Origin of the sequence: Collinsella sp., assembly GCF_052346665.1 — a bacterium.
GTDB lineage: Bacteria > Actinomycetota > Coriobacteriia > Coriobacteriales > Coriobacteriaceae > Collinsella.
This window is the reverse complement of sequence record NZ_DAWDUX010000012.1, coordinates 11215-30509: the sequence shown is the minus strand read 5'-3', so window position 1 is coordinate 30509 and position 19295 is coordinate 11215. Positions and strand designations below refer to the sequence as shown.

The window sequence follows — 19295 nt, the reverse complement described above, 5'->3', positions numbered from 1 at the left end:
GGATAGCTGCACATTCGACCCAGCTGCCAAAAAGGGGCTAAGCCTTTGTGGCGCAGGCGCATCCTATGCCCGCGTCATCCCACGCATACGAGGGCATGGGGCGCACGAGCTGGAACACAATCGCCACAGCGAATGCGACGGCGACGATGGTCCACACGCCGACCACGCCGGTCGCCGCTAGGTAGAACTGGTTGATCATGAGGCCGACCACCCAGGCGAAGCCGCACTCATACCCGAGTGCGATGGCGGTCCACTTTGCGGAGTTCATCTGGGCACGGATGGTACCCATGGCGGCAAAGCACGGAGCGCACAGCAGGTTGAACGCGCCGAACGCGGCAATGGCGCCCGCGCTGGGGAAGAGCGCCGCGAACGCGGACCACAGGCTCGGGTCGGTCTCGGTGGCGTCGGTCAGGTGCAGCAGCGACGCGGCGGTGGCCATGACGTTCTCCTTGGCAACGAGACCCGTGACGGACATTGCCGTGGCCTGCCAGGTATCGAAGCCGAGCGGGGCGAAGATCCAGCTCACCGCACCCGCAACCATGGCGAACAGTGAGTGGTCCGTGAACTCCTCGGGGATTCCCGCCATGGCGGGCAGGTAGCCGAAGGCGCCGTCGAACAAGCCGAAGTTGGACAGGAACCACACCACGATGGTGGAGGCGAAGATGATCGTGAAGGCCTTCTTGACGTAGGCGCTCACGCGCTCCCACACATGCAAAGCCCAGCTGCGCGCACTCGGCATGTGGTAGCTCGGCAGCTCCATGACGAAGGGCGTGGGACGACCGGCGAACAGACGCGTCTTCTTGAGCATGATGCCGGAGACGATGACCGCTACAACACCGAGGAAGTAGAAGAGCGGCGCGATCCACGTGGACTCGGCGTCGCCGATGAGCGCGCCCATGACGAGCGCAATCACGGGCAGCTTGGCGCCGCACGGGATGAACGTCGTGGTCATGACCGTCATGCGGCGGTCCTTCTCGTTCTCGATCGTCTTGGTGGCGAGCACGCCGGGCACGCCGCAGCCGGTGGACACCAGCATGGGGATGAACGACTTACCCGAGAGGCCGAAACGGCGGAACACGCGGTCCATCACGAACGCGACGCGAGCCATGTAGCCGCAGTCCTCGAGGAAGGACAGGAGCACGAACAGGACGAACATCTGCGGGATGAAGCCGAGCACGGCGCCCACGCCGGCCACGATGCCGTCGCAAACCAGGGAGATGACCATGTCGGATGCGCCGGCGGCCGTGAGCCAGCCCTCGAACAGGGCGGGCACGCTCGGCATAGCGGCACCGAGCAGCTCCCAACCATCGCCGAAGAGGCTGTCGTTCACCCAGTCGGTCATGGCGGTGCCGAACGTGGAAATTGCCAGGTAATACACGCCGAACATGATCAGGGCGAAGATGGGCAGGCCGAGCCAGCGATTCGTGACGATGCGGTCGATCTTCTCCGAAGTACTCATGCGTGCCGGCGCGCGATGCAGGCACGCATCCACGATATGCGCGATCACGGCGTAGCGCTCGCCGGTGATGATGGACTCGGCGTCATCGTCGCAGTCACGCTCGCACGCGGCCACAAGCTCCTCGATCCGCTTGACGGACGCCTGCGGCAGGGAGAGCTCCGCCAAGATCTCGGCGTCGCGCTCGAACAACTTGACCGCGTAGTAGCGGCGCTTGCCAACCTCGACCGACGCGGGAATCTGCGCCTCAATCCGCTCGAGAACGCCCTCGATCGCGGCGTCGAAGGCATGTCGGCATGCGGTGGCCTCCGACGTCCCGCATCTCGCCGTGACGGCCTTGCGGGCGGCGGCGATGAGCTCGTCCACCCCCCTGTTCTTGAGTGCGGAGATCATGACGACCGGGCAACCCAGGCTCTTCTCGAGGGCGGAGACATCGATCCGGTCACCGCTCTTCTCCACGAGGTCAGCCATATTGAGGGCCACGACCACGGGAAGCCCCGTCTCGATGACCTGGAGCGCGAGATACAGGTTTCGTTCAAGGTTCGTCGCGTCAATCACCTGGATGACCGCGTCGGGCTCGCCGCTCATAAGGTAATCGCGGCTCACACGCTCCTCAGGGCTATACGGGGACAGCGAGTAGATGCCGGGGAGGTCGGTGATGATCACACCCTTGTCGCGGGACAGGGGTGCTTCCTTCTTCTCAACCGTGACACCCGGCCAGTTGCCCACGTACCCGTTGGCACCGGTGATGAGGTTGAACAGAGTGGTCTTGCCGCAGTTGGGGTTGCCGGCAAGCGCGATATGCAGTGTTGGATTCGCCATGCGATCCTTCTTCTCTCTTGGCTTTGAAACGTATTCGTTGCTGAGTTCGCCCAGGTGAGGACGGGAGCGATTTCACGAGATGCTGATCGGTTGCGACTCAATGCACCTTTTGGAAATGTCCCCGTTTCCCTCTCACTTGTTAGATATGGCTAACTCTACCGATATGACAATGCGCGTCCGGCGCATCAGACGACCTCGACGATCGCGGCCTCCTCTTTGCGGATGGACAGCTCGTAGCCGCGCACGGTGATCTCCACCGGATCGCCCAGCGGAGCGACCTTCACGACCTTGAACGGCGTGCCCTTGATGAGCCCCAGGTCCATAAGGTGACGGCGAAGGGCACCGTCGCCGTGGAGCTTAACCACTGTGGCACTATCCCCCACCTCTACTTCTGCCAGCGTTTTCATACTTCCCCCTTTCTGCAGATCTTGAACATCCCGGGCGTAGACGGTCTCGTCATACCGATCGAACGCACAGAGGTCTCGGGCGTACCGATGAGCACAGACGCACCGGTGTGCCCGATTCCGTTGCACGATGCAAGCCTCACACGCGCGGCTAGGCCGCCATGATGTGCTGCGCAACCTTGGCGTCAATGCCAAACCGCGCCCCCTTAACGAGGACGATAATGTTCGACCCCGACGATGAGACGACATGCACCTCGGCTCCATCGACGAAGCCGATCTCCTGCAGGTGGCGCTTCATGTCCTCGTTGCCGCGAACCCGGCATACAGTGACCGTCTCACCAGCTCGTACCAGCGACAACGGCAAAGTCTGACCAATCTTCTGCATGACGAAGCACCTCCATTGGAATGTTCACCTAATTAAACTAACACAACGGAAGCACATTGGCACTAGAAAGTTTGCCATCTGTTACATTTTTGAAATACCTCACTCTTTTGAGGCGTTCAACTGCTCATGCGTCACTTCACACCAGTGCTGCAGGTTGCATCGGAATAACACGCAATCACTTCTCGCGGGCGTTGACGGGCACGGCACAACGGACCCACATGCCACTTCTCGCCAGAAGTTGAGGTTTTTCGTATTACTTTTGCGAATTGGCAAGTACACCCTCATTTGAGTCGATAAAACCGCAGGTCGCGTTGGGACATAATCGATCGCTACTCAGAAGTATGCAAAAACAGTACGAAAAACCTCAACATCATGTGCCAAGCGTGAACAAAAGAGAGGAAAGGAGGGGGCTATCGACCGAGCAGTCCCATAATCCGGCGCTTATGGACGAGAAACGCCTCGCTCACGGCGAACTCGGCGCGGGCGGAACGGGGACAAGCGATGAGCTCCTCCCCCACGATGGTGGTGGGCACTCCCGCCTGGGGGTTTCCGCGCATCACGTAAATGTGATCTGCCAGCATGATCGCCTCATCGATGTCGTGCGTCACGATAAGAGAAGTCGTGCCCATGCGCTCGGCGACGTCGAGGAACCACGTGTGCATGTCCGCCTTCGTGAAGGCGTCAAGTGCCGAGAACGGCTCGTCGAGCAGCATGAAATCGCGTGAATACTGGTAGGCGCGTAGCAGGGCGGCACGCTGGCGCATCCCGCCCGAGAGCTCACTGGGCCAGCGCATCTGCGTACCTTCAAGCCCAAACGTCTCAAAGAGTCCCGCGACCTGGACACGTGCCTCATCGCGAGGGACACCACGCAGCACCAACGGCAGCGAAACGTTGTCGATAATGCGCTTGTGCTGCAGAAGTAGGTCTTTCTGCAGCATATAGGATAGGTGCCCTGGGCTCCCCGTGATGTCCTCGCCATCGAGCAAGACCCGCCCCGATTGTGGAGTAGAAAGCCCTGCCACCACGTTGAACAGCGTAGTCTTGCCACACCCGGAAGGGCCGAGTAAGCAGGCGATCTGCCCAGATTCGACCGTCATCGAGATGCCCTCAAGGATATCGACACCGTCGAAACCCTTTGACACCCCCTGTATTTCCAAGTGCGCCACTTGAAATTCACTCCCTCTGAGCAAAGCGCGGCTTTAGGGGGCAGTTTTTCGCTGTTTTTCGAGTATCCCGCATCGTTTGCAGAAGAAACCGCAGGTAACGAATACCAGTAAACCTTCCCCAAAAGCCGCTCTTTGATCTCATGCCCTATCGAAATGCAAGCATCCGCCGATACCGCCGCGCTACGACAAGAACTGGTCTGTCATGCCGGCACCAGGCTCAATCGCATCGGCGAAGCCCTGGTCGCCCACCCACTCGAAGAACGCATCCCAGCGGTCCTGGTCAATCACGCCCCAAGCCTCTGCATCGGCCTGATACTGCTCGGCCAGGTACGTCTGGCTCGCAACGACCAACTCCTTCTCAAGCTCCGGAGCAGCCTTCAGCAGGATCTCGGCCGCACCCTCGGGATCGGCGATGCAATCCTCGTACCCACGGCGCGTCGCATCGACAAAGGCCTGCACCATGTCCGCGTCCTGCTTGATGACATCATCGTTGGCAATGATCACCGGCGTGTAGTAATCGAAGACCGAGTCGATGTCGGCGAAGGCGAAGTAGTTGGTATCGAGGCCCGCGAGCTTGCACTTCTCGCCCGCCCAGGCCCAATAAATCCAAATCGAGTCAACCTGATCGGTGGAAAGCGCGGTGACCTCGTCGGTCACCGTGGAGGGAATCATCTCGACCTGGCTGAAATCTCCGCCGTCCGTCTCGACGCAGCGCTCGATCACGCCCTGCTCGATGGGCATCTCCCACGTGGCATACGTGTGACCTGCCATCTTGGCGGGGCTCGTGATGCCCTTGTCCTTCATGCTGATGATGCCCGAGGTGTTGTGCTGGATGATCGCAGCGATGGCCGTCACCGGCAGCTTGTCATCGCCGGAAACGTAGGCTGCCATGGTGTCCTGGAAGCTCACACCAAACTCGGCGTCGCCTGCGGCCACGAGCGCATCGGCACCGTTCTCGGGGGCCTGCACGATCTCGACCTCGAGGCCCGCCTCTTTGTAGTAGCCGCGCTCCGCGGCAACGTACACGCCCGTGTGGTTCGTGTTGGGCGTCCAGTCCAGGGCAAAGGTCACCTTGCGAAGGCCGGAGCCCTCTCCCGACGAGGAACCGGATCCTTGGGAGCTACCACCGCCGCAGCCCGCAAGCGCCAAAACGCCGGCAGTGCCTAGAACCGCGGCACCGGCGCCCAACGCCGCCCTGCGTGAAACAATCAGGCTGTTTTCATCTGTAAACATGGAAAACCTCTTTCTAAAAAATCATTGCGATATGGTGTCGATCAGCAAATGGGCAGGAATGACGAAAAATCGCTTCAAAACGAGGGGTATTTTCGACATTCCTACCCCTCTCGTCCACGACGGCAGGCACACCACGGCGACGGGTCCCTTACGGCTCACGCGACAGGCGCTCCCAGGGCATGAGCGCGCGGCGAAGCGCATCCACTACCCACATGAGCACCAAGCTCAGACCGGAAATCAAAAAGATCACCGCGAACATCTTGTCGAACGAATACGCCTTGCGCACCCGCGTCATGTACACGCCCAGACCCGAAAAACCGCCGAGCCACTCGGCAATCACGGCGCCCACGATGGCATACGCCGCCGAGATCTTGAGGCCGCTAAAGAGCTGCGGCAGGGCGGCGGGCAGCTTGACGTGGTGCAGGATCTGCAGGCGCGAGGCGCCCATGGCACGCATGAGGTCGATCTCGTCCGGGTCGACGGAGCGCAACCCCTCCAGCAATCCCACCGTGATGGGAAAGAACGTGGCGACCACGATGAGCACCACCTTGGGCAACATCCCGTAGCCAAACCACAGTACCAACAGCGGTGCGATGGCGACGGTCGGGATGGTCTGAGTGAGCACCACAATGGGGTAGAACGCGCGGTACAGCAGATCGAAGCGATCCATCGCAAGCGCGGCGACAAAGCCGAGCGCGACGCCGGTGGCCAAGCCCATGCCCGCCTCGGCAAGCGAGGTCGCGGCGTGACCCGCGAGCAAGGGCCAGTCATCTACGAGCGCCCGCACCACGCGCACCGGACTCGGCAGCATGAACGGAGGCACCAGGCCTGTCGAGCATGCGAGCTGCCACAGCCCAAGCAGCGCAACGATGGTCAACGGTGCCACAAGCTTCGTGAGCATCGCAGACCGCGTCCGGGACCCCGCCTTGCATTCCAGATGCGCACCATCAGCGACATGAACCTTGTTCATATCCGCACTTCGTGTCGCCGGTGATGCGGAGCCATCGCGAACGTCGGTACCCCCGCACGCCTTGGTGCTCGATGTGCCCGCGTCCTTACGCATCGTTCTCGTGGTACTTGGAAATCTTCTCCTCGGTGGTGAGGACGCCCTCCTCGGGTGCGAAGAAAATCTTGACGTAGGTGGCGACCTCGGGCGCGCCCGCCTCGACGCAGATGCGGTTCACGCCCGCGACGACCTCCATGCACAGGTCGTAGTCGCCCTGAATGGTGGTCTCAAAGGGTCCCACATATGCGTCGGGGAACTTGGTCTGAATGTAGGCGATTGCCTCGTCGACGATGCGACACACCTCGTCGTTGCCGCCCACGCGCTGGGGCAGGACCTGGATCGCGACGCTTGCCTCCATAGGCCTTCCTTTCCGGGGTCACAAAAAAGCGGGCCCCTCATCTCCGTAGGGGCCCGCTCGCATCTGTTCACTCGGAGCAAGGCTGCTCAATCCCTACGCCGGCATTACCCGGATCAGGTTGTGGGTCGAAGCGGTGCGGGAAAGACGACGACGCTGCATATCGCCGATGGACGCGCGGCACCCCGCGATTGACGGGCGAGCGCATCCGCTCCCACGGGCTTCCTCTCAGCCGGCCTCCGCCAGCTCCCCGTTGGTACACAGGTGAGTATAGGACAACAAGGCGCTGAGGGACAGCCAGGACGCGCAATTGAAGACCGCCCTCGCTCGCATATCTCGCCGGCTCGTGCCGAGAGTGGCCTTCAGCTACGAAATCGAGACGATTTCGCGACCGAAGGCCGCATTCGATTGAAGACAGGAAAGACCTCGGAAACCCGGGAGCCCTTTCGGGCAGAAATGGCGACGATGCGCCGCGGCGTGATGAAAACGCTATAGATGCGAGGTGATGATCGTCATGTCGCCCGTGAGCACCAGCTCATCGCAGGCGGAAAGTGCCAGCAGGTGACTACCCTTGACGACTGGCTCGCCATTGATCGAGCCGTCGCCCTCGATGACGCTCACGCAGGTGAAGGGGAAGGGCGTCGCGAACTTCAGCTCACCGTCGACGCGCAGGCGCTCTACGGTGTAGCAGTCGTTGGACACGAGCACCGTTACGCCGTCGACCTCGGGCGCGGTGATCTCGCCGGACTCGGGCGCCTCCATGGCGTAGTCGATGACGTCGAGGGACTGCTCGAGGTGCAGAGGACGCAGTTTGCCGTCGTCGCCAGGGCGATCGTAGTCGTACACGCGGTAGGTCACGTCGCTCGACTGCTGCGTCTCGAGGATCACCGTGCCGCCCTTGATGGCGTGCACGCAACCGGGGTCGATCTGGAAGAAGTCGCCGGCGTGGATCGGAATCACGTTGAGCAGCTCATCCCAGCGGCCCTCTTCGACCATCTGGGCGAACTCCTCGCGCGAGCGCGCGTTCTGACCGACGACGATGGTGCCGCCTTCGTCGGCGGACAGGACGTACCAGCACTCCTTCTTGCCGAGGCTGCCATTCTCGTGCTCGCCGGCGTACGCGTCGTCGGGATGCACCTGGATGGACAGGTCGGCGGCGGCGTCGATGATCTTCACGAGCAGCGGAAACACGTCGCCCTCGCAGTTGCCGAACAGCTCGCGGTGGTTGGCCCACAGCCAGGAGAGGGTCTTGCCGGCGGACTCGCCCGTGGCGATGACGTCATCGCCGTTGGGATGCGCGGAGATGGCCCAGCACTCGCCCACGGGGCCATCCGGGATGTCATACCCAAAATCGCTCGCCATGCGGCGTCCGCCCCAGATCTTGCCCTTGAAATCGGGCACGAGCTTGATGATCGAATCCATCGCCTACATCCTCTCCTGCGAATCGACATTCGGATCGAAGGCACGCACGCCCGATCCGACCTCTATTGTACTCACGCCCCACTACGTACGCTGAGAGAATCGACGGCACAGCGCCGCGGGGCCTCCGCACGCACCCCCCCAGCGTCACAGGATGGCGGAATCGCGCGAAGCGATGGGGCGCACGCGGCCGATAGGGTCCCGTAGGCCAGGCACCCCCATCATGATGAACCCACGCTTCTCTCGCGTACGTTTTATGTATACCTATTCGGTAGGTATTGATTGATGCCCTGCGGGAACCATGTGAATACGGGCGCGCGAAGGCGCCCACCATCCGAAAGGAGCTCGCATGCCCCGTATCCTCATGATCGTCGGTTCGCTGCGCAAGCAGTCGTTTAACCATCAACTCGCACGTGAGATCGAACGCATTATCGGCGATCGCGCCGAGGTCACTTTCCTCGATTGGGGCGATGTGCCCCTCATGAACCAGGACATCGAGTGGCCAGCCCCGGAGGCGGTGCAACGCGTTCGCGACGCCGTACTCGCCGCCGACGGCCTGTGGTTCTTCTCGCCCGAATACAACTACCAGATTCCGGGAGGGCTCAAGAACCTCCTCGACTGGCTCTCGCGCCCCCTCGACGAGCATGACCGCACCAGCCCGTCCGCCATCAAGGGCAAGCGCGCTGCCATCAGCGGCGTTGGCGGACGAAACGCCACCGCCGGCATGCGCAAGGATCTAGAACGGCTGTTCAGCGCCATGGGTGTTCAAATCATCGGCGGGCCGAGTCTGGGAATCTCCCTCACGCCCGAAGAGTGGAGCAGCGATGTCCTGACGCCGGAACCAGGGACTCTCGGTGCCCTTGGGGCGGCCGTGGACGACTACCTGGCAGCGCTCGAGCGCTAATGCAACAAAAGCGCGTTTTACGGGGGCGCCGCGCGGCCATCTAACTGGCCGCGCGGCGCCATCCGATATCCTTACGGCACCGTGCTCGTGTTAGAAGCAGGGAACCCCGTGTTAGCCCTCGAGTGCCCTGGCGCCCAAGGCGATGGCACCAAGCACGCCCTGGTTGCCGTCGCAGGCGGGCGACACGATATAGGTATCGATATCCGCGAGCTCGGGCGTCGCCAGATACCCGTTGATTTGCTCGAGTACCTTGGCGCGCACGCGGGCCATGAGTTTGGGGGCGTGATCGGGCACGCCACCGCCCAACACGATGCGCTGCGGCGAGAGTGTATAGATATACGTGCATATACCTTGGGCGATGTACGTGCTCTCGAGCTCGAGGAATCCTTCGTCGTCGGCCATGTCGGACGCCCGCTCCACGCCGTACCGGGCGACCACGGCGGGACCGGCGGCGAGGCCCTCGAAGCAGCTCTCATGGCTCGGGCAGTTGCACGCGAAGCCCTCATCGCCCGGCACGCGCGCAAGCGCGATATGCCCGGCCTCGGGATGCAGCATGCCGTGGAGCAGATGCCCGCCAACGTACACACCCGCGCCAATGCCGGTGCCCACCGTGATGTAGATCACGTTGTCGAGGCCCTTGCCCGCACCGTATATGACCTCGCCCAGGCATGCACCGTTCACGTCGGTGTCGTAGCCGCAGGGTACGTTGAGCCCACGGGCCATTTCGCCAAGGAAGTCATAGCCGCGCCAAGCGATCTTAGGCGTTTGCAGGATGTGACCGTAGTTGGGCGATTTGGGATTGACCGCCGTGGGACCAAAGGCAGCGATACCAAGGGCGGCAATCCCCTTGTTAATAAACCACTCGACCATAGCGGGAACCGTCTTCTGAGGCTCCTCGGTGGGAATGCTCGCACGTTCCACGATCGTTCCATCGGCATAGCCGGTCGCCAGCACCATCTTGGTGCCTCCCGCCTCGATCGCACCGATCAACTGCTGGTCCATAACACCCTCCCTCGGGTCGGCTTCATCCGTCACCCCAGTATAAAACTCCAATACCCATCCATATGGTCAACGGAGGTGATTGGTACCTCAATTGAGGAACAGGCACTAAATTGAGATACGGACATGTGAGCTACCCCAGGCGCAGCCCGACTCCTTATGCTATATCGTCGCCATCATTTACAAATATCGACAATCTGTACCGAAATCAACGCTGACGAAGACGTTTTTGAGAAACAGGTGCGATTGAGACGCCCTAAGCGATGCCACGCGATGAAGATATTAGACATCTTGCCATTATTTGTTCGTCTTCTTTAGAGCCACCGGCGCCGAAAGTTCCAACACGGCGCCCCATTGGTACAAATTGTCGTTTTTTGTAAGACGGGGAGGCGGCCAACTGGCTGCCTCCCCGTCAAACGCAAGATTTGGACCTCAATTACGTGCCTGTCCCCAAATTGAAGGGCAATGCCGGGCACCTCGCGCAGCCACTCGGTTTTCCAGGTGCCCCAGATCGCTCTGAAAGAGGAGGGCGCACGCCTTGCGTGCGGCGCCCGACGATTGAAGGGCGAGGTGGGGTGCCTGGGAAAGCGAGGCTACTCCAGGCGCAGGCCGACTTCCTTGAGCTGCGCCAGGCTCACCTCGGACGGAGCCGCGGACATGAGATCGGAGCCGGAACTCGTCTTGGGGAACGCCATGACGTCGCGGATGGAGTCGGTGCCGGCGAGCAGCATGCACACGCGGTCGAGGCCGAGCGCGAAGCCGCCCATCGGCGGGGCGCCGAACTCGAGGGCCTCCATGAGGAAGCCGAACTGCGCGCGGGCGCGCTCCTCGGTGAAGCCCATGAACTCGAGCATCTTGAGCTGCAGCTCGGAGTCGTGGATGCGCATGCCGCCACCGCCGGCCTCGAAGCCGTCCATGACGAAGTCGTAGGTGCAGGATCCCATCTTAAGCGGGTCCTCGTCGAGCAGGTGCAGCTCGTCGATGTGGGGCAGCGTGAAGGGCTGGTGCTCCGCCTCGTAGCGCTTGCCCTCCTCGTCCCAATGGAACAGCGGGAAGTTCACGACCCACAGGAAGTCGTGGCCCTCGCGCGGGAGCTCCAGCACGTCGGCCATGTGGCAGCGCATGCCGCCGAGGATCTCGTTTGCCTCGAGGCGCGGGCCGGCGGCGAACATCACCAGGTCGCCGGGCTCGACGTCGCAGCGGCGACGGAGCTCGGCCATCTCCTCGTCGGTGAAGAACTTGACGATGGGACTGTTCATGGAGCCGTCCTCGCGGAAGGCGATCCATGCCAGGCCCTTGGCGCCGAAGGTCGCGGCGACCTTGGCGAGCTTGTCGATCTGAGCACGCGGCCAGGTGCCGGCGCCCTTGGCGTTGATGGCCTTGACCACGTGGCCCTGCGTGTTCGCGGCACTGGCGAACACCTTGAAGGCGGATCCGGCGAACACGTCGGTGAGGTCCACGAGCTCCATGCCAAAGCGGGTGTCGGGCTTGTCGGAGCCGTAGGTGTCCATGGCGTCCCAGTAGGAGATGCGGCGCAGCGGCGTGGGCATCTCGACACCGACCTTGGAGAACGCATCGGCGAGGACGTCCTCGAGCTGCGCCATGACGTCGTCCTGCTCGACGAAGCTCATCTCGATGTCCACCTGCGTGAACTCGGGCTGGCGGTCGGCGCGCAGGTCCTCGTCGCGGAAGCACTTGGCGACCTGGTAGTAGCGCTCGACGCCGCCGACCATGAGCAGCTGCTTGAGCAGCTGTGGGGACTGCGGCAGGGCGTAGAAGTTGCCGGGCTGCAGGCGGCTGGGCACCACGAAGTCGCGAGCGCCCTCGGGAGTGGACTTGAACAGGGCCGGCGTCTCGACCTCGGTGAAGGCGCGGTCGTGCAGGGCCGAGCGGATGGCGAAGGTGAAGTCGGAGCGCAGGCGCAGACGGGCGGCCATCTCCGGGCGACGAAGGTCAAGGTAGCGGTAACGCAGGCGCGTGTCCTCAGCGGTCTCGATGCCGTCCTCGATCTGGAACGGCGGGGTCTTGGAGCGGTTGAGCACCTGCGCGTGGTCGACGAGGACCTCGATCTCGCCGGTGGCGAGCTTGGGGTTCACCGCGTCGTGGCCGCGGTCGCGCACGACGCCGTGCACGAGGATGGGCCACTCGGGACGCATGGTCTCGGCGATCTTGAAGGCGTCGCCGTCGGAATGCTCGGGGTCGAAGTTGATCTGCGTGATGCCCTCACGGTCGCGCAGGTCGCAGAAGATCAGGCCTCCGTGATCGCGGCGACGGCTCACCCAACCGGTGAGGGTGACCTCCTCGCCGATATTGGCGGAGCGGAGCTCACCGCAGGTGTGGGTGTGCATGGAATGCATGTTGGCGGGGTTGGTGGTGCAGTCTTGTGCCACTGCTTCCTCCTTGTTGATCTGTGCCGCCCCGTGCCGTAAGCGGGCGGCTGGTGTACAGACTGCCGGGGCGCGTAGACAGCACGGCTCGGCATATCGCGAACACGGATTCCGGCTGCCGGGATCGACGATGGAATCGCCCCTCGCCACAGCGGCCCTCCGCGCGCGACAGCTCACTAGGATAGCGGAAAGCCCGGCGCTTTAGCATGGAAAAGTCCTCGGCTCACGTTGTCTTAACAGGCTGGGAACATTGGAGGGTGTGGTCGGGCATGCCAATGGCAGAATTACATGGCGGCAAGAGCCCCGAACGGTTTGCCCAGCAGGTCAACCGCCCCAACACCCCGAACATCAGCTCACGAGGTCAACGGCGTCAACAAGTTCCACTCGATCAAGCCCTTTCGCCCAGCTTCCGTCATCCGTGAAGCCGCTTTTTGAAAAAAGGAACCTCCAACAATCGTAGCGAGCAAAGCTGACCATCCGCTTTTCCTCAAGCTCGCGCAGCACAGAAGGGCCCACCGGACTGGTCTTAAACTTGCACTCGCCAAGCAGACGGCTCTTCGAGGGACCGATTCCCACCATGTCGATCTCCTCGGCGCCTTGCCACCATCGTCCCAGCTCTTGGGGCCTAAACGGAAGCTCCCCAGCAAGGGACTTACTTCGCAGCCACTGCAAGCACACGTCCTCAAACGCCTTGGAGAGCATATGGTTGAGGTTGGGCTCTATTTCATATTCCCAAACCTGGGAAGCACCGCCTGCGTCCAGCTCCGACAGCCAAGGCTGCGCTGCCGCGTACCAAAACGAGATGAAATTGTCTGCAACGCGCCACAAGCCCCGGCCAGCCTTGGTGCGCTCTTGCTGCCCCGCGTTAACGGAAAACTCGCGTTCTACGATTCGAAGCTCCTGCAGTTTTTTGAGATACGTATTCGCGGTTCGCTGATCGAGGAGTGTCTTTTGGGCTATTCCGTTAAGGCCTGTCTCGCCCGCGGCGACAGCACCCAAAATCGCGTTGTAAACCGCAGGTTCACGCAACTCCTGCCTCAGCAGGAAGTCCGACTCGGTGTACAGGGCGCATCCTCGCGAGAGAATGTGCTCACACACGTTGTCCCGAATACTCAGGTCTGGGTCGAACTGCTTGAGGTAATGGGGAATTCCACCAAGGATGCAATATGCCTCGAGCTGGCTCTGAGGCGTCATGTTTGGAAAGAATCCGATGGCGTCCTTAAGCCCCATTGGCTGCATCTTCCATACACCCGTTGCCCTACCGTACAAAGGGTTCTTTTCAGAAAGAAGCTCGTCTTCCATGAAACTGATCGAGCTGCCACAAAGCACCAGCATGATATTGGAACGAGAAAGGGTCTCGTCCCAAACGTTCTGCAAGATTGAGGGCAGGGCCTTGTTGCCATCGACCGCATAGGGAAACTCATCGATGACTACAAGCGTTCTTTCCCCGTCCCGCACGTCGGCAAGCGCCTCGAATGCGTCACCCCACGATTGGAATGAATCGAGATGCCTCATGATTGAAGGGAGACGCAGGAGAACTCTCTGGGAGAATCCGCGCAGCTGAAGTGCATCCGTCTCCTTTGTACATGAATACCAGATACACGACTTGTCTTTGGAAAATTGGCGAAGGCACTCGGTTTTACCAACGCGCCGCCTGCCATACATAATCACAAGCTGAGCATCTTTTTTCCGATAGCACTTCTCGAGAAAGCCCATGTCCTGCGAACGACCGATAAAGCCCATGCTGCCCACCCTCTTTTTGAGAATCTGGATTCATCATATCACGATTATATAAATCACGATTTGATACATTATCGGACCTACATAGACTGAAACCGAGTCGTCACGTTCGACATTGCAACAGCCATCGCTTGTGTGCACATGGGTCTAATCCAGCTCCATTTAAATGGTTGGCAATGTTCCCAAATCTGACATTAGGAACTTCCACAATTCGACATTAGGAGCACATGAGCAGGGAGAATCCGCTGCTATAAAGGCATAGAGGTTAACTCCACAAAGAAGGGCGCCGAGAAGGACGAGAACATTGAGCTTCTGCTCTCCCTCGAGCGACCGGACAACAAAGTTGAAATCGTCATCCACGTGAACATGCTCAAAGAGGGCTGGGACGTCACCAACCTCTACACCATCGTTCCGCTGCGCACCTCCGCCTCCGACACCCTCACTGAGCAGACGATTGGCCGCGGCCTTCGCCTGCCTTACGGCAGCCGCACGGGAGATGAGCATATCGACCGCCTCACCATTGTGAGCCACAACAAATACGCCGAGATCATCAAGCAGGCGAATGACCCAAACTCGCTCGTCCGCAAAGTCTACTTCATTGATCCCTCCCTTGGAGGCGATGTCCCCCAAGCGCAGACAACGGTCGAGATGCCCACGGTCTATGACACCGCCACCGGCGATGAGAGCTTTGTCGGCCATGTCGCCCTGGCGTTGAAAGGCGCCGTCGGCGCAACCTCGCCCGAAGAGACGGAAACTGCCGAGCAGATGGAAGAAGTCGCTCGGTTCGTCGCCGCCCTCTCATCGAAAACGACAGAGGAGCTCAACAAACAGGTCCGGACGTTCGATGCGATCAGCGATGAGCGAACCCTCGAGATAGCCACAACAAGCGTAGCCCACGAGACCATGCGCCAGTTCCCGGGACTCAACCTCTCCGAGGAAAGACTAACATCCGTCGTTAAAACCACCATGAAAGCCTGCGTGCAGGCGCTCACCGACAGCATCATCCCAATCCCCCGGGCTGTTGTTCTGCCATTCGCCAAAGTGAAGCGCGGCTACCACCCGTTCCATTTGAACACGCGAAACATGAATTGGAGGCCGACGGGAGACAAACTCGTTGGCACCGAACTCATGGAAGGTGGCCGCACCGTAAGCTTGGACGTCAGCAGTGCTGCCAAGACGCACGTCGATACCCCGGAAAATGGAATCGTTCGCCACATCATCGTGCGCGACAACATCGAATACGGCGAGTGCGCCGACCTGCTGTACTCGCTCATCGACGAGCTCAAGGAACACCTTCTCACCTACCTCAATGAAGACGATGCCGAGCAGGTGATGCGCGAACATCAGAAGGGCATCGCCGAGATGATCTACCTTCAAATGAATGAGCACTTCTACCGAGAGGAGACCGGGTACGAGACCGTCCAGATGCGTCCGTTCTCGAAGATAGAGAGCGGCTTTGGCAGCAAGATGGCAGCCGAAGACATTTTCGACCTGCACTCCAACGTGCCCGTTGGAGAGGTGCGCTCAAAGGTTTTTGGAGGGTTCAAGAAGGCGTGCCACACCCTATACAAGTTCGACAGCAACACTGAGAGAACACTCGCTATAATCCTCGAAAATGATGGCGCTGTTCTACGATGGATGAGACCCTCGCCGAAGCAGTTCAATATCTACTATGACTCTGCCTCCACGAAACGGTATGAGCCCGACTTCATCGTTGAGACCGACAATCGCATTTACATGGTCGAAACCAAAGCGGCGAAGGACGTCGACAATGAAGATGTTCGTGCCAAGGCAAAGGCTGCGCGAGAGTACTGCCGAGCCGTTACCGAATGGAACGCCGATCACAACGGTAAGCCCTGGGAGTACGACGTGATTCCCCATGACAACGTACGGTTGAACTTCACTTTTGACGGGGTCGTTGCGGCGTCCATCGAGTACGACAGCAGTCAAATGCCCCTATAGAGAGCAGCAAGAGGTGAACGTGGACATCGACCGAGAGGGCGGACGCATCGAGGTCGTCTTGGGCCTGGACAAGCACGGCAACCCCAAACACCGCACGTTCCTGTTCCCCAGCGCCTTTGACCAGGGATTGCTGGCGCTGTAAGGCAAAATGGTGCAATTGGGGTACGTCCCCAATTGCACCATTCCTACATTTGGCGCGTGTTCACGCTCGTCGGCGATAATGGGGGATTCGAACGCAGGGCAGCCGGACTCCTCTCACGGGCGACGCTCTGGTACGGAGCCGCCGCGATCGCGTGGCTCGCATGCGCCCTCCTGTGGATTCCACTTGCCGCCGCGGCCCCCTACTCGCTCATCGTTGCCATCGCGCTCCTCATGGGGAGCCTCTGTCTGAGCGCCATCGCATTCGCGCTCGTCCACCTCACCATGCGTGCGACCGAGCTCAAAGACGACGCAGATCTAACGGTGTAGCCATGGGAATTCAGATTAACCTCGACGTGGAGCTCGCGCGGCACAAGATGAAGCTCGGCGAACTGTCCGGGCGCGTGGGTATCAGCGCCACCAATCTCTCCATCCTCAAGACCGGCAAGGCCCGGGCCATCCGTTTCAGCACGCTCGAAGCCATATGCCGGGAGCTCAACTGCCAGCCAGGCGACATTCTGGAGTACGTGCCGGAGCGTGACGGGGATTTCCATTCCCGTGGCGTCGATGCGCACTGATTTCGCGGCGTGCGTCGCAGGTGGGACGGCTCTTGCGCTGCACGCATTCGTACCGAGCTCCCTTGATACGCCCCTCCTCATAGGACCGGTCGCAATCGCGTCATGCAGGAGCCTCGCCATATTCCTGGTAGCGCTCATATGCCCCGCGTTGATGCTCGCCTCTCGTTTGTATCGGAGGCAGCAGCGTGACGACGCAGAATCAACATCCCGGGATCGGATCCCGGGTCGCTTCACACAACACACGGGTCATTTCCTACGAAGCCTCGACCACTCCGTGCGGTGCATGGACCGCTTCATACGCCCCCGAGATCGTTTCGCACGAGACGCGAGCCGTGCCGCACGTTGCCCCGGCCATCTCATGCGACACCTGAGTCGCATCATGCTCACATGCGCCCTATGCGCATCCGCCTGGACGATATTCGCCGAAGGGCTTTTGCTATCTCTGACAATTACCCACGTCCTCAATCCGCCAAGCCCGGCAGGCGACCGCGTTGTCGCCGTCCATTACAACTTTTTGCTCTATGGGGAAACGACCGCATACGTCGTGCCGGGCGGGGTGGGATTCGGTGAATACTACGCGGCATTCGGGTGCGATGACGGCGTCGACCCCGTCGCGCGAGATGACTACGCGCTGGCATGGCACGGAAACCAACCCGAGCTGCTGGTCACCGGCACTGCTGCCGATCCCGTGTGGCGCATAGACTAACCGGGTTTCGTCATCAGCTTCCGCCCTTGGCCGGGATTGCCTATGGGCAGCATAGGCAATGTCAATCCGTAGGTCCGGCGCGCGGCGTTGTGCGGCTCTTACAGGTCCGGCACGTGGCGGGGTCCGGCTCCTGCGGGCGCGGCACGCGTCGAGGTCGGTGCCTGCTGACGCCACGTACCGCCGCGAACAAAAAAACGCCCCCGCAGGCAAAGCAACCTGCGGGGGCGCTGTGGGAGCATCGTACTCCGGATTACCCCGTGTTCTGCAGGCCGGCGGAGACGCCGGTCACGGTCTCCAGCACGAGGCTCATGTACTCGGCCTTGGCTTCCTCGGACAGCTCGTCCTGGTTGGCGCGGACCTCACGCAGCGCACGGACCTGCGCCAACGAAAGGGCATCCACAAACGGGTTGCGCACACGCACCGCCTGGCCGAGCACGCGGCGGTGCTCCAGCGGCCACGCGTCGCCCACAATGCGCAGCACCCACGAGCGCGTGAGCATCATCTCATCAAACACCTTCGCGGCAAGATCATCGCGGTCGCCCAGCGCCAGGTACATCTTAGCGATGCGGTTGTCGGTCTTGGCGATCGACATCTCGATGTTGTCGATGAACGTGCTGAACAGCGGCCACTCGCGGTATGCGCGCTGCAGCAACTCCAGATCGCCCAGCTCCTCGCACGCGGTACCCAGGCCGTACCACGCGGCCAGGTTGATGCGTGCCTGGCTCCACGAGAACACCCACGGGATGGTACGCAGGTCGTCAAGCGACTTGGCGCCCAGGCCACGCTTGGCCGGACGGCTGCCGATGGGCAGCAGGCCGACCTCGGTAAGCGGGGTGACGGTCGAGAACCACGGGGTGAAATCCTCGGCGTTAAGCAGGTCGAGGTAGCGCTTGTGGCTCGCACGGTTGAGCACAGAGGCCATGTCGGCATACCGCTCGGTGGTCTCGGTGTTGGTGCGCTCCACAGAGGGCGCAGAGTTAAGCAGGGTCGCCGCCGCGACGCTCTCCACATGGCGCTGTGCCAGCGTGGAATTGCCATAGCGCGCGAAGATGACCTCGCCCTGCTCCGTGACCTTGAAGAAGCAGTTCACCGAGCCGGCGGGCTGGGCCAGCACCGCGCGGTTGGCAGGACCACCGCCACGGCCCACGGCACCACCGCGGCCGTGCATGAGCACGAGGTCGATGTCGTTTTTCTCCGCCCACGCGGCGATGCGCTCCTGTGCGGAGTGCAGGGCGAGCGTGGCGGTGGTGGGGCCGGCGTCCTTGGAGGAATCGGAGTATCCAAGCATGACCTCCATGCGGCGACCGGTCTGCGCCAGGCGCGCCTGAACGGCGGGGAGCTTGAGCATCTCCTCGAGCACGTCCACGCAGCCCTCGAGATCCTCCAGCTGCTCGAACAGCGGGATCACGTCGAGCATCGGCACGTCCTCGGCATGCGCGAAGGCGAGCTGCGCGAGCTCGTAGACGTCGGCCACATGCTGGGCGCTCTTGGTGAACGAGATGATGTAGCGGCGCGCCATCTTGGTGCCATAGCGTTTCTGGATGGAGCCGATGGCGCGGAACGTGTCGAGCACCTCGCGCGTCATGGGAGCGAGCTCCCCGTGGATGCCGTGCTCGCGAATGTCGGCGAGCGCAC

18 protein-coding genes are annotated in these 19295 nt (G+C 61.3%); 6 read left to right on the top strand and 12 right to left on the bottom strand.

Annotation, left to right across the window (positions count from 1 at the left end):
• Positions 1-37: 37 nt before the first annotated feature.
• The 8 genes from feoB to ACT8II_RS03445 all read right to left on the bottom strand — a co-directional run bounded on the left by feoB (position 38) and on the right by ACT8II_RS03445 (position 8249).
• On the bottom strand, positions 38-2278 hold the full coding sequence (feoB, locus tag ACT8II_RS03480; protein ID WP_443813006.1) for a ferrous iron transport protein B: 2241 nt from the start codon (positions 2276-2278) through the stop codon (positions 38-40).
• Positions 2279-2463: 185 nt separating this feature from the next.
• Complete coding sequence (locus ACT8II_RS03475; protein ID WP_302741339.1) at positions 2464-2685, bottom strand: FeoA family protein; 222 nt, start codon at positions 2683-2685, stop codon at positions 2464-2466.
• Positions 2686-2833: 148 nt separating this feature from the next.
• The gene (locus ACT8II_RS03470; RefSeq protein ID WP_118654417.1) at positions 2834-3067 is read right to left on the bottom strand and encodes a FeoA family protein; all 234 of its coding nucleotides are present in this window, start codon (positions 3065-3067) and stop codon (positions 2834-2836) included.
• A 410-nt stretch (positions 3068-3477) separates the two neighbouring features.
• Positions 3478-4209: an ABC transporter ATP-binding protein gene (locus ACT8II_RS03465; protein ID WP_443813005.1), complete on the bottom strand. Its 732-nt coding sequence runs from the start codon at positions 4207-4209 to the stop codon at positions 3478-3480.
• Positions 4210-4413: 204 nt separating this feature from the next.
• Positions 4414-5466 (bottom strand): ABC transporter substrate-binding protein, encoded by a 1053-nt coding sequence (locus tag ACT8II_RS03460; protein WP_294159239.1) that lies wholly within the window; start codon positions 5464-5466, stop codon positions 4414-4416.
• Between the two features lie 148 nt (positions 5467-5614).
• Complete coding sequence (locus ACT8II_RS03455) at positions 5615-6367, bottom strand: ABC transporter permease (RefSeq protein ID WP_294122469.1); 753 nt, start codon at positions 6365-6367, stop codon at positions 5615-5617.
• A gap of 154 nt (positions 6368-6521) precedes the next feature.
• Complete coding sequence (locus ACT8II_RS03450; RefSeq protein ID WP_118654414.1) at positions 6522-6830, bottom strand: thiamine-binding protein; 309 nt, start codon at positions 6828-6830, stop codon at positions 6522-6524.
• A gap of 486 nt (positions 6831-7316) precedes the next feature.
• On the bottom strand, positions 7317-8249 hold the full coding sequence (locus ACT8II_RS03445) for a type I phosphomannose isomerase catalytic subunit (protein WP_443813004.1): 933 nt from the start codon (positions 8247-8249) through the stop codon (positions 7317-7319).
• 346 nt (positions 8250-8595) lie between these two features.
• Between ACT8II_RS03445 and ACT8II_RS03440 the strand changes: the two genes are divergently transcribed.
• Complete coding sequence (locus tag ACT8II_RS03440; RefSeq protein ID WP_118654412.1) at positions 8596-9150, top strand: NADPH-dependent FMN reductase; 555 nt, start codon at positions 8596-8598, stop codon at positions 9148-9150.
• Positions 9151-9261: 111 nt separating this feature from the next.
• Here ACT8II_RS03440 and ACT8II_RS03435 read toward each other — a convergent pair whose 3' ends face one another.
• From ACT8II_RS03435 to ACT8II_RS03425, 3 genes are all read right to left on the bottom strand, one after another.
• Positions 9262-10152, bottom strand: a complete 891-nt coding sequence (locus ACT8II_RS03435; protein WP_443813003.1) for an ROK family protein — start codon at positions 10150-10152, stop codon at positions 9262-9264.
• Positions 10153-10742: 590 nt separating this feature from the next.
• Entirely contained in the window at positions 10743-12497 is a 1755-nt protein-coding gene (gene aspS / locus ACT8II_RS03430; protein WP_294159267.1) for an aspartate--tRNA ligase, read from the bottom strand.
• A gap of 387 nt (positions 12498-12884) precedes the next feature.
• Entirely contained in the window at positions 12885-14279 is a 1395-nt protein-coding gene (locus ACT8II_RS03425; protein WP_317440249.1) for an ATP-binding protein, read from the bottom strand.
• Positions 14280-14636: 357 nt separating this feature from the next.
• Between ACT8II_RS03425 and ACT8II_RS03420 the strand changes: the two genes are divergently transcribed.
• From ACT8II_RS03420 to ACT8II_RS03400, 5 genes are all read left to right on the top strand, one after another.
• Positions 14637-16238, top strand: a complete 1602-nt coding sequence (locus tag ACT8II_RS03420; protein WP_443813002.1) for a hypothetical protein — start codon at positions 14637-14639, stop codon at positions 16236-16238.
• A gap of 19 nt (positions 16239-16257) precedes the next feature.
• Entirely contained in the window at positions 16258-16380 is a 123-nt protein-coding gene (locus ACT8II_RS03415; protein WP_294159223.1) for a hypothetical protein, read from the top strand.
• 32 nt (positions 16381-16412) lie between these two features.
• Positions 16413-16706 (top strand): DUF2975 domain-containing protein, encoded by a 294-nt coding sequence (locus ACT8II_RS03410; RefSeq protein ID WP_317440247.1) that lies wholly within the window; start codon positions 16413-16415, stop codon positions 16704-16706.
• 2 nt (positions 16707-16708) lie between these two features.
• Entirely contained in the window at positions 16709-16954 is a 246-nt protein-coding gene (locus ACT8II_RS03405; protein ID WP_317440246.1) for a helix-turn-helix transcriptional regulator, read from the top strand.
• Between the two features lie 433 nt (positions 16955-17387).
• The gene (locus tag ACT8II_RS03400; protein WP_443813001.1) at positions 17388-17660 is read left to right on the top strand and encodes a hypothetical protein; all 273 of its coding nucleotides are present in this window, start codon (positions 17388-17390) and stop codon (positions 17658-17660) included.
• A gap of 250 nt (positions 17661-17910) precedes the next feature.
• Here the strand turns inward: ACT8II_RS03400 and ACT8II_RS03395 are convergent.
• The coding region (locus ACT8II_RS03395) for a phosphoenolpyruvate carboxylase (protein WP_443813000.1) at positions 17911-19295 on the bottom strand (1385 nt) is incomplete at its 5' end.

Bases quoted from the DNA above. Each gene is read 5' to 3' on its own strand.
- feoB (WP_443813006.1), bottom strand. From the start codon at position 2,278: ATGGCGAATCCAACACTGCATATCGCGCTTGCCGGCAACCCCAACTGC.
- ACT8II_RS03475 (WP_302741339.1), bottom strand. From the start codon at position 2,685: ATGAAAACGCTGGCAGAAGTAGAGGTGGGGGATAGTGCCACAGTGGTT.
- ACT8II_RS03470 (WP_118654417.1), bottom strand. From the start codon at position 3,067: ATGCAGAAGATTGGTCAGACTTTGCCGTTGTCGCTGGTACGAGCTGGT.
- ACT8II_RS03460 (WP_294159239.1), bottom strand. From the start codon at position 5,466: ATGTTTACAGATGAAAACAGCCTGATTGTTTCACGCAGGGCGGCGTTG.
- ACT8II_RS03455 (WP_294122469.1), bottom strand. From the start codon at position 6,367: ATGCTCACGAAGCTTGTGGCACCGTTGACCATCGTTGCGCTGCTTGGG.
- ACT8II_RS03450 (WP_118654414.1), bottom strand. From the start codon at position 6,830: ATGGAGGCAAGCGTCGCGATCCAGGTCCTGCCCCAGCGCGTGGGCGGC.
- ACT8II_RS03445 (WP_443813004.1), bottom strand. From the start codon at position 8,249: ATGGATTCGATCATCAAGCTCGTGCCCGATTTCAAGGGCAAGATCTGG.
- ACT8II_RS03440 (WP_118654412.1), top strand. From the start codon at position 8,596: ATGCCCCGTATCCTCATGATCGTCGGTTCGCTGCGCAAGCAGTCGTTT.
- ACT8II_RS03435 (WP_443813003.1), bottom strand. From the start codon at position 10,152: ATGGACCAGCAGTTGATCGGTGCGATCGAGGCGGGAGGCACCAAGATG.
- aspS (WP_294159267.1), bottom strand. From the start codon at position 12,497: ATGCACACCCACACCTGCGGTGAGCTCCGCTCCGCCAATATCGGCGAG.
- ACT8II_RS03425 (WP_317440249.1), bottom strand. From the start codon at position 14,279: ATGGGCTTTATCGGTCGTTCGCAGGACATGGGCTTTCTCGAGAAGTGC.
- ACT8II_RS03405 (WP_317440246.1), top strand. From the start codon at position 16,709: ATGGGAATTCAGATTAACCTCGACGTGGAGCTCGCGCGGCACAAGATG.